The 8,503-nt window shown below is 29.4% G+C and carries 11 protein-coding genes and 1 tRNA gene; 3 read left to right on the top strand and 9 right to left on the bottom strand.

Going from position 1 to position 8,503, the window contains the following annotated elements:
* Positions 1–90: 90 nt before the first annotated feature.
* The 3 genes from U9O55_03785 to U9O55_03775 form a co-directional block, all read right to left on the bottom strand.
* Positions 91–161, bottom strand: a tRNA-Gln gene (locus U9O55_03785).
* A complete protein-coding gene (locus tag U9O55_03780; protein MEA2088931.1) occupies positions 147–410 on the bottom strand; it encodes a GIY-YIG nuclease family protein in 264 nt (87 codons plus the stop codon). Before U9O55_03780 ends, U9O55_03785 begins: the two co-directional genes overlap by 15 nt.
* 108 nt (positions 411–518) lie before the next feature.
* The gene (locus tag U9O55_03775; GenBank protein MEA2088930.1) at positions 519–782 is read right to left on the bottom strand and encodes a GIY-YIG nuclease family protein; all 264 of its coding nucleotides are present in this window, start codon (positions 780–782) and stop codon (positions 519–521) included.
* A 251-nt stretch (positions 783–1,033) separates the two neighbouring features.
* Between U9O55_03775 and U9O55_03770 the strand changes: the two genes are divergently transcribed.
* Together U9O55_03770 and ruvB are read left to right on the top strand one after the other, a co-directional pair.
* Entirely contained in the window at positions 1,034–1,300 is a 267-nt protein-coding gene (locus U9O55_03770; protein MEA2088929.1) for a DUF167 domain-containing protein, read from the top strand.
* Positions 1,297–2,316, top strand: coding sequence for a Holliday junction branch migration DNA helicase RuvB (ruvB, locus tag U9O55_03765; GenBank protein ID MEA2088928.1), 1,020 nt, complete (start codon positions 1,297–1,299; stop codon positions 2,314–2,316). The genes U9O55_03770 and ruvB overlap by 4 nt, the downstream gene beginning before the upstream one ends.
* Before the next feature lie 353 nt (positions 2,317–2,669).
* Here the strand turns inward: ruvB and U9O55_03760 are convergent, their stop codons facing one another.
* Complete coding sequence (locus tag U9O55_03760) at positions 2,670–2,810, bottom strand: hypothetical protein (GenBank protein ID MEA2088927.1); 141 nt, start codon at positions 2,808–2,810, stop codon at positions 2,670–2,672.
* Positions 2,811–2,887: 77 nt separating this feature from the next.
* On the opposite strand from U9O55_03760, the gene U9O55_03755 reads away from it, so the two are divergent.
* Entirely contained in the window at positions 2,888–3,454 is a 567-nt protein-coding gene (locus U9O55_03755) for a PH domain-containing protein (GenBank protein ID MEA2088926.1), read from the top strand.
* An 87-nt stretch (positions 3,455–3,541) separates the two neighbouring features.
* Here the strand turns inward: U9O55_03755 and U9O55_03750 are convergent, their stop codons facing one another.
* From U9O55_03750 to U9O55_03730, 5 genes are all read right to left on the bottom strand, one after another.
* Positions 3,542–3,913 (bottom strand): hypothetical protein, encoded by a 372-nt coding sequence (locus U9O55_03750; GenBank protein MEA2088925.1) that lies wholly within the window; start codon positions 3,911–3,913, stop codon positions 3,542–3,544.
* Positions 3,914–3,968: 55 nt separating this feature from the next.
* A complete protein-coding gene (locus tag U9O55_03745) occupies positions 3,969–6,971 on the bottom strand; it encodes a UvrD-helicase domain-containing protein (protein ID MEA2088924.1) in 3,003 nt (1,000 codons plus the stop codon).
* Between the two features lie 253 nt (positions 6,972–7,224).
* Entirely contained in the window at positions 7,225–7,560 is a 336-nt protein-coding gene (locus U9O55_03740) for a hypothetical protein (protein ID MEA2088923.1), read from the bottom strand.
* 9 nt (positions 7,561–7,569) lie between these two features.
* Positions 7,570–8,067: a Panacea domain-containing protein gene (locus tag U9O55_03735; GenBank protein MEA2088922.1), complete on the bottom strand. Its 498-nt coding sequence runs from the start codon at positions 8,065–8,067 to the stop codon at positions 7,570–7,572.
* 80 nt (positions 8,068–8,147) lie between these two features.
* The coding region (locus tag U9O55_03730; protein MEA2088921.1) for a hypothetical protein at positions 8,148–8,503 on the bottom strand (356 nt) is incomplete at its 5' end.

Genomic DNA, 8,503 nt, shown 5'->3' with positions numbered 1-8,503 from the left:
CAAAAATCGCCCAAACAAGGCGATTTTTTTATGGGCTAAACAATTTTTAGCCACAAAACACTCTTCGGTCAGTCTCACCGAAATTGTCTGCTCGGGGACAGGGATTCGAACCCCGATCGTCAGGATCAAAACCTGATGTCCTACCATTAGACGATCCCCGAATAATTTAATATTATTTGTTTTTTTTCTTCTCTCCCAATTCCTGATTTTAAATAATTTTCACGTTCCAACGAACTATATCTATATTTATATTCTTCCGTATATATTACTTTTAATGGACGCATTCCTTTAGTTGATTTGACCTTTCCTAAATTATGTTCTCTAATTCTTCTCTTTAAATTATCGGTTTGACCGACATAACTCCAGTTTTTTCTGTTTTCAGAAACTAAGATATAAATATTGTATGTCATATGCATAATATGAGATATAATTTTCAAATAATTCTTGAGGACATAGTTTGAACCCCGATCGTCAGGATCCCTGCCTGCCGGCAGGCAGGAAAACCTGATGTCCTACCATTAGACGATCCCCGAATAATTTAATATTATTTGTTTTTTTTCTTCTCTCCCAATTCCTGATTTTAAATAATTTTCACGTTCCAACGAACTATATCTATATTTATATTCTTCCGTATATATTACTTTTAATGGACGCATTCCTTTAGTTGATTTGACCTTTCCTAAATTATGTTCTCTAATTCTTCTCTTTAAATTATCGGTTTGACCGACATAACTCCAGTTTTTTCTGTTTTCAGAAACTAAGATATAAATATTGTATGTCATATGCATAATATGAGATATAATTTTCAAATAATTCTTGAGGACATAGTTTGAACCCCGATCGTCAGGATCCCTGCCTGCCGGCAGGCAGGAAAACCTGATGTCCTACCATTAGACGATCCCCGAATATAATTATCTTAATAAGGACACAAAATTTTGTGTCCCTACTAAAAAACATAACATAAAATTAAAAAAATACAAGAGCAAAAATACCTTGCAACTAAATTAAAAAAGTTATAATATAAAGATATAATATGCTTACAAAAGAAAAAAAACAATTAAATAATGAAAAAAAAATATATCTGCGGATTAAGGTTAACCCAAAAGCTATTAAATCAGAAATAAAAGAAACATTAGCTGATGAAACTGTCAAAATTAATATTGCTTCATTGCCTGAAAAAGGAAAAGCAAACACAGAATTGATAAAAATTTTAAGCAAAGAATTTTGTGTTGAAAAAAATAAAATTAAAATATTGTCTGGCAGTAAAAGCAGATTAAAATTAGTCAAAATTATAGTATGAGCGATAACAATGAAAATAGAGTAATGTCCTCTAATGAAAAAAAAGATGATAAATCTTTTGATGTTTCTTTGCGACCAAAAAAATTGTCAGAATATATTGGACAAAAAAAAGTTAAAAATAATCTGGAAATTTTTATGCAGGCGGCTCAAAAACGGAATGAACCTATTGAGCATGTTTTGCTTTATGGTCCTCCTGGACTTGGAAAAACAACATTAGCGCACATTATTGCGAATGAAATGAGTGTTAATATTAAAGTCACTTCTGGGCCGGCGATTGAAAAAACCGGGGACTTGGCCGCGATTTTAACTAACTTGCAGGAAGGCGATGTTCTGTTTATTGATGAAATTCACCGCTTGAATAAAGTAATTGAAGAAGTCCTATATCCTGCGATGGAAGATTACGCCTTGGATATTATTATTGGCAAAGGTCCGTCAGCTCGAACTTTAAGATTAGAACTTCCAAAATTCACAATCATAGGCGCTACAACTAAAATCGGTTTGCTTTCGCATCCTTTTCGCGACCGCTTTGGAAATATTTATCGTTTAAATTTTTATGATTCAGAAGACATTGAAAAAATAATTTTAAGAAATTCTAAAATTCTAAAAATTAACACTGAAAATGACGCAATTAATGAAATCGCGAAACGCTCAAGAAAAACTCCTCGCATTGCAAATCGGCTTTTAAAAAGGGTTCGTGATTTTGCGGAAGTAAAATCAGATGGCATAATAACTAAAAAAATCAGCGAAAATTCTTTAAAAGAATTAGAAGTTGATGAATTAGGATTAGACGAAGTTGATATTAAAATTTTAAAAGTAATCATTGAAAAATTTAAAGGCGGACCGATAGGAATCGGCACGCTAGCGGCTACGACTTTTGAAGAAATTGACACAATAGAAGAAATTTACGAACCTTTTTTAATGCAATTAGGTTTTCTGCACAGAACGCCACGCGGTAGAATTGCCACAGAAGAAGCTTATAAACATTTAGGACTAAAACCACCAAATTCTTTATTGTGATGCTTGAGATATTTAAAATGTTTGGGATATTTAAGATAAAAATTCAAAAATATCCCAACTATCCCAAAAATCTTAATAATCTTAATAATCCAAATAAAAAATGTCTTTTACTTTATCATTCCTGCTAATACCCTACTTTCTTTTTTTAATAATATTTTTAGTATTTGTTTTTTTTAATCTCTATCATATTCTTCGTTTTGGATTTAGAACCAAACTTAGCGTTTTTATGATTTCTATGTTTTGTGTTGGAACAATAATAATTTTTATTGTCTCTTTTGGAGTTATTTTACAAATTGATTGGAACCAAATAATAACAATAGAAACTTAATAAAAGCATTCGCATATTTTAAATTTTAAATTATATTTTTGTCAGCCAGAGGCTGATCAGCCCCTGGCTGACATTTTAATTTTTGCCTGCCTGCCGGCAGGCAGGCGTTTTGCTTATATTTTAAATAATATTCGTGGCATTCCTGCCTGCCGGCAGGCAGGCGCATATAATATTCGGATGTGCCCTTTTTGTAATAGGGCTGCCGAAGGCAAAACCATAATTCACGGCATTCGCATTATATTTATGTTTACTTATAACAAGATTCCACAGCAACAAAAAGATGAAAAAGTTATTTTAGTTTTAAGAAGACATTGGTTTATTTTTTTTAAATCATTTGTTGTTTTTTTAGCGTCTATTCCAGCGCCAATTCTATTTTATTTTCTCATAACTTACATCTATGCTGAACTGTTTGACAATATTGCTCTAAAAATAATTTTCTTTCTTTTTCTAAGTGTTTATTATTTAAGCATCTGGCTTTTTTTCTTTTCAAGTTTTGTTGATTATTATTTAGATGTTTGGATGGTAACAAACCAAAGAATTTTAAATATAGAACAAAAAGCTTTATTTTCACGCGTAGTTTCCGAACAAAAAATAAATCGTATTCAAGACATCACTTCTGAAGTTCACGGAATACTTCCAACTTTTTTGGATTATGGGGATGTGCATATCCAAAACGCCGGAACTTCACAAAGATTTATTTTTAAAGAAATTCCAGAACCCGCCAGCATCCGCAAAAAAATATTAATGCTTATCAGACAAAATAAAAAATTTAAAAAAGTTCTGGAAGGCGAAGATAAAATAAAAATTTAATTTTTAAATCCGAAATTTATAACTTAAAAAGAAAAAACGGGCAAGCCATGCTTACCCGTTTTATTTGTTTATGTCTATTTTTTTCTGCTAGACTAGCTTTGCGATAGAAATTATCTTTTTTATACTTCCTCCTTTTAAAATTTTTAAAAAATATTCCCCGTCGTATTGGTATAATATTGTTCTATTGTTAAGACCTTCTTTTTCTCCAGGATATTTCCAAAAAATTTTATTGCCAAGTTGGATACTAACAACAGTCGGTTTTATCTCTTTTGGAATTTCATGGATTTTAACTGTTAGTTCTTTTCCCTGCACAACGATCTTAACGAAAGAAACAAGACATTTTCCTATAAAATGTTGTACTCGTTTTTCAATTCCAAAAACTTTATTTCTTACATGAAGTTTTGTTCTTTCTTCTAATTTTCTTTTTTTTATGTTATCAACAATATTTGCGCTTTGCATGATATTATTGCCTCCGTTTTTTATTTATTTTATTCATAAAGAGCAAATTTTTATTTTAATTATTTTTTTTAAAATCGCAAATTTTGTTAAAATCGCAATACTGGCATAACATTCCTGGATTTGGACTAAAATCATTTTGTTTTATTTTTTCAATAGTTCTGATTATATCTTCCCTTATTTTTTCCAATTCTTTTTCTGATCCTAAAAATTCTATTTCGCTGTTATTTCCCAAATAATAATAGCTTAATTGTTTTACTTCTTTGTCAAATAATTTTCCATTATTAGAAATCAGCTGATATATTAACAGCTGTTTTTTCTCTTTAAAAGAAAGTTTTTCTTTTGGGCTTCCTGTTTTATAATCAATAATTTTTAGGCCATTTTCAAATTTATCAACTCTATCAATTGTTCCTTTCAAACTAAAAAAATCTTTGTTGGAAATTTTGTATTTAAAATTTTTCTCTAAAAAAAGAGGTTTTATAATTTTATCTTTATGCTTAATATAAAAATCTTTTAAAATCTCTTTTCCTTTTTTAAAATATTCTTCCCTGCTTTTTTTATTTTCATACCAATCATCAATCCATGAATTTTTATAAATATCCAACATTTCATTCAAATTTATTACTTCGCCAAATTTTTTTATTATTTTACTGTCTTGCGAAAAAAGATCTGATTGTTTGCTTTGCGATTTAGATAAAAAAGATTTCATTGTTTTTTGCAAAGCAGAATGCATTGTTTTCCCAAAACTAAATTGTCCTTTTCCTTTGCTGGGAATATTTAAAACAAAAGCAAGATAATATTGATAAGGGCAATTATTATAAGCTTCTAATTTTGAAAAAGAAAAATAATTTGGCAAAGAATGTTTTATTTTGCTATCTTTAATATTATTATCTATTTTAGGAACAGACAGATTTAATTTAAAATCTGTTTTTCCTTTTTGAGATTGCTCTTTTTTTGAAATTCCCGATTCAAACAAAAATCTTGACGGTTTCTTTTTTCTTTTACCACCATAATCCTCGCCCAAACTAAAAAACAGCCCATTCTTAGCTCTTGTCATCGCGACATAAAAAAGCCGCCTTTCTTCTTCAATATGTATATCGCCTTTAGGCAAAATTTCTTTAACTAAATCGTTAGGAATAGCAATTGGCTCTTTTCTCTCAATACTTGGAAATCGTTTATCAACTAAATTAACTATAAAAACATATTTAAATTCCAAGCCTTTTGCGGAATGAACAGTCAAAATCTTCACTGCTTCAGGCCCCGCTTCATAATCCAACGCAAGCCCGCCCTGCTCTCCTGATTCTATTTCCATTTCTAATTCAACTAAAAAATTTCTTGTTTTTCTATCATCAACATTTTGTTCAAATTTTTTTATTTTTTTATAAAACTGATTTAAATAACTAAATTCCTCTCTTGCTTTTCGCTCTTTTAATTCCGCCAAATATTTTAAATATCCCGAATCTTCTAAAAATCTTAAAATGATTTCACCAACGTTTTTCTCTCTTGCCAAATTAGTATGTTGCTCTATTAATTTTAAAATCTTGTTTATTTTATCTAAAGTTTTTTGTTGAAAATTAAATCTTTCAGCCTGTTTTAAGATGTCATACAAAGAAACACTTTTTCTTTTTGCCAAATGGTTTAAAACACTAATTTCTGATGATAAAAAATCAAAAACAGGCAAAGACAAAATCCTAAATAATGCTGTTGATTCTCTGTAATCGTCTAATAATTTCAAATAAGATATTATATCTAATATTATAGGTTTTGAATAAAGCCCTTGAGAAGCTAAAAAAATATAAGGAATTTCTGCTCTTTCTAATAAAGACATAAAACTGCATGCCATATTATTTGATCTGATTAAAATAGCAAAATCATTCCAATTAGATTTTTCATCGCTACTTTTTAACTGAACAATTTTTTTGATCACTTTTTCATTTTCGTCTTCAAGAGTTTCGCCTTTTATACATCCAATCTTCCCTTCGCCTTTATTGTTAGCAATTAATTTTTTATTTAATTTTTCTTTCAATTGGACCTCTAAACGATTAGGATTATTTAATTTAATAAATTCATAAGAAACATCTAATATATTTTGTTTGTTGCGATAATTATTTGTTAAAACAATATTTTTACTTTTTGAATAATCTTTTTTAAACTGTAAAATATTGCTCATTGACGCTCCCCTGAAGCGAAAAATTGCTTGATCATCGTCTCCGACGACTGTCAAATTATTTTTCGGGCTTGCCAGAATTTTTATCAACTCATACTGCGCCCAATTAGTATCCTGAAATTCATCAACCAAAATATATTTAAATTGCTCTCTATATCTTTTTAAAATCCCCGGGCGTTCCTGAAACAGCTTTAAAGTATAATTTATTAAATCACCAAAATCCAAATAACTATTTTCCAAAAGCAATTGCTGATAAGTATGGTACGCATTAGCAACTTCATTTATTTTAATAATTTCTTGTTCCGCGATTTCATCTATCTCGCTTTTATTTTTTGATTTTTTAACGCTAACAGCCCCTGATTCCATTCTGTCTAAATTTATTTTTAAATTCTCCGCGTATTTTAAATATTCTTTGGGACTTATATTTTCGTCTTTTGAGCGAGAAAAATGTTTTAAAAGCGAATGAATAAATTTTGTTGGATTTCCTAAAGGACGATAATATTCAAGGTTAAATCTGTCTAAATTTTTTTTAATTAGCATCCATTGTTCAGACGAATTTAATAATCTGAAATCAGTTGGTAATCCTATATCTAGCCCATCTTCTTTTAAAATCCGCTCGCAAAAAGAATGAAAAGTTGAAACCCACAAATCTAAATATCCCATTGGCAAAAGCCTGTCAATTCTTTCTTCCATCTCCCCAGCTGCTTTTTCAGTAAAAGTTAAAGCTAAAATTTCATCTGTTTTCGCAAACCCCTGTTCAATCAGCCATGCGATTTTTTGCGTAATAACAGTTGTCTTTCCAGTGCCAGCGCCAGCCACAATCAAAAGCGGTCCGTCTTTGTAAGTGACAGCTTCCAATTGTTCTTTATTTAATTTTTCCATTAGATTTTCCATAAATACATAATACGAATGCCGCGAATAATATATAACAAATACACAAATATATTATCAATTAATAAACTTTTAATTATCCTTATTCTACAATTTATATTTATTTTTAGCAACAATAATTATAAAAAATAAAAAAAGTTCAGCCACAAAAGGCTGAACTAATTTAAAAATTTCTCTATATCAATTTTTATAACATTGTCATTTGTAATTCCCAGCCCCAAATTTCGCATAACACTAAACGCGTCTGCTGTGTATTTTAAGTAATACGCTTTTTTATTAAACTAATTAAATCTTTCTCATTATTATAAATTCCGTGTCTTGATAAAATTAAAAATATAAAATCTCCATTTTCTAATAATTGAAAAATTAATCTATATCCTTTTGATTTACCGCATTTTTCTTGAAGTGGAACAATTCTTGCCTTATATATTTTATGATGTCCAAATATAGGATATGATTTAATACCTGGAGTTTCGCTTAATCCTTTTAAACAAAAAAGGCGTTCCCATGCTTCTAATGATTTTTTTGGCGCTGGAAAACGCTTTAAATTTTTATAATCTTTACTAATCTCATCATGATATATAATTTGCATAATGTCTTTTTAATCTTTATCCATTTCACCGTATTTATTGCGATAATATGTAAGATTATAATCAATTATTTCATTTGGTTTTGTAGCAATCCATGGCGCTTCGCCGTGACTGGCATTTTTCATTTCAGTGCCAGAAAATTTTTCCCATTTGTCAGCTATTTCGTCCATCATCATTAATTCTTCCTTTGAAAATAATTTTAAATCAAAATTTTTCAAGGCTTCTATGTGTTGTTGATCATTATAGCCAATACCGACTTTTCGTCTTAATATTTTTATATCATCTCCGCTCATTTGTTTCATTATTTTTTCAGCCATTTTCGGCACTGGTCCATTTTCCCAACGCAAATATTTATCACCTGTTACTGATTTTCCATATTTTTCAAAAAAATCAAAATCAAGAAAATATAATAATTTCATCATTTTCAATTTTCCAAGTGTTCCATTTTGAATTTTATTCGCAAAGAATAAAATTACATTATAATATTTTTTTTCGTTTATTTTGCTCATATATTATATTATAGCACAAAATTATATTATTTACATATTTTTACGCTAACCAATATTACATTTAATATTCACTATTATTTTTATTCAACCTCGCCAATGTTTATTTTTCTAACATCATTATTTGAAATCCCTAATCCCAAATCCCGCATAACACTAAACGCGTCAGCAGGGCGTCCAAGATAATACGCCTTTTTATCTTTTGGATAAATATAATACGCTTCGCCGTTTTGTTCAACATCAATCAAAATCTTACCCAAAACATAATCGGGGTAAATTGTGTAATTATTTATAAATTGATGAGTGGCTCCTAATCCTAATTTTCGCATTACATTAAAAGCATCTGCCGGTCTGCCTAAATAATATTTCTTTTTGTTGTCTGGATAAACATACCACCCCTCTCCGTTTTTTTCTACCTGCAGTAAAATATTCCCACTCA

It is taken from the genome of Patescibacteria group bacterium, from assembly GCA_034660655.1.
In the GTDB taxonomy this organism is placed as follows: Bacteria; Patescibacteriota; Patescibacteriia; order JAACEG01; family JAACEG01; genus JAACEG01.
This window is presented reverse-complemented; position numbering and strand designations above follow the sequence as displayed.

Coding starts and splice junctions, on each gene's coding strand:
- U9O55_03780 (MEA2088931.1), bottom strand. CDS start 410: ATGACATACAATATTTATATCTTAGTTTCTGAAAACAGAAAAAACTGG.
- U9O55_03775 (MEA2088930.1), bottom strand. CDS start 782: ATGACATACAATATTTATATCTTAGTTTCTGAAAACAGAAAAAACTGG.
- U9O55_03770 (MEA2088929.1), top strand. CDS start 1,034: ATGCTTACAAAAGAAAAAAAACAATTAAATAATGAAAAAAAAATATAT.
- ruvB (MEA2088928.1), top strand. CDS start 1,297: ATGAGCGATAACAATGAAAATAGAGTAATGTCCTCTAATGAAAAAAAA.
- U9O55_03760 (MEA2088927.1), bottom strand. CDS start 2,810: ATGCGCCTGCCTGCCGGCAGGCAGGAATGCCACGAATATTATTTAAAA.
- U9O55_03755 (MEA2088926.1), top strand. CDS start 2,888: ATGTTTACTTATAACAAGATTCCACAGCAACAAAAAGATGAAAAAGTT.
- U9O55_03750 (MEA2088925.1), bottom strand. CDS start 3,913: ATGCAAAGCGCAAATATTGTTGATAACATAAAAAAAAGAAAATTAGAA.
- U9O55_03745 (MEA2088924.1), bottom strand. CDS start 6,971: ATGGAAAATCTAATGGAAAAATTAAATAAAGAACAATTGGAAGCTGTC.
- U9O55_03740 (MEA2088923.1), bottom strand. CDS start 7,560: ATGCAAATTATATATCATGATGAGATTAGTAAAGATTATAAAAATTTA.
- U9O55_03735 (MEA2088922.1), bottom strand. CDS start 8,067: ATGAGCAAAATAAACGAAAAAAAATATTATAATGTAATTTTATTCTTT.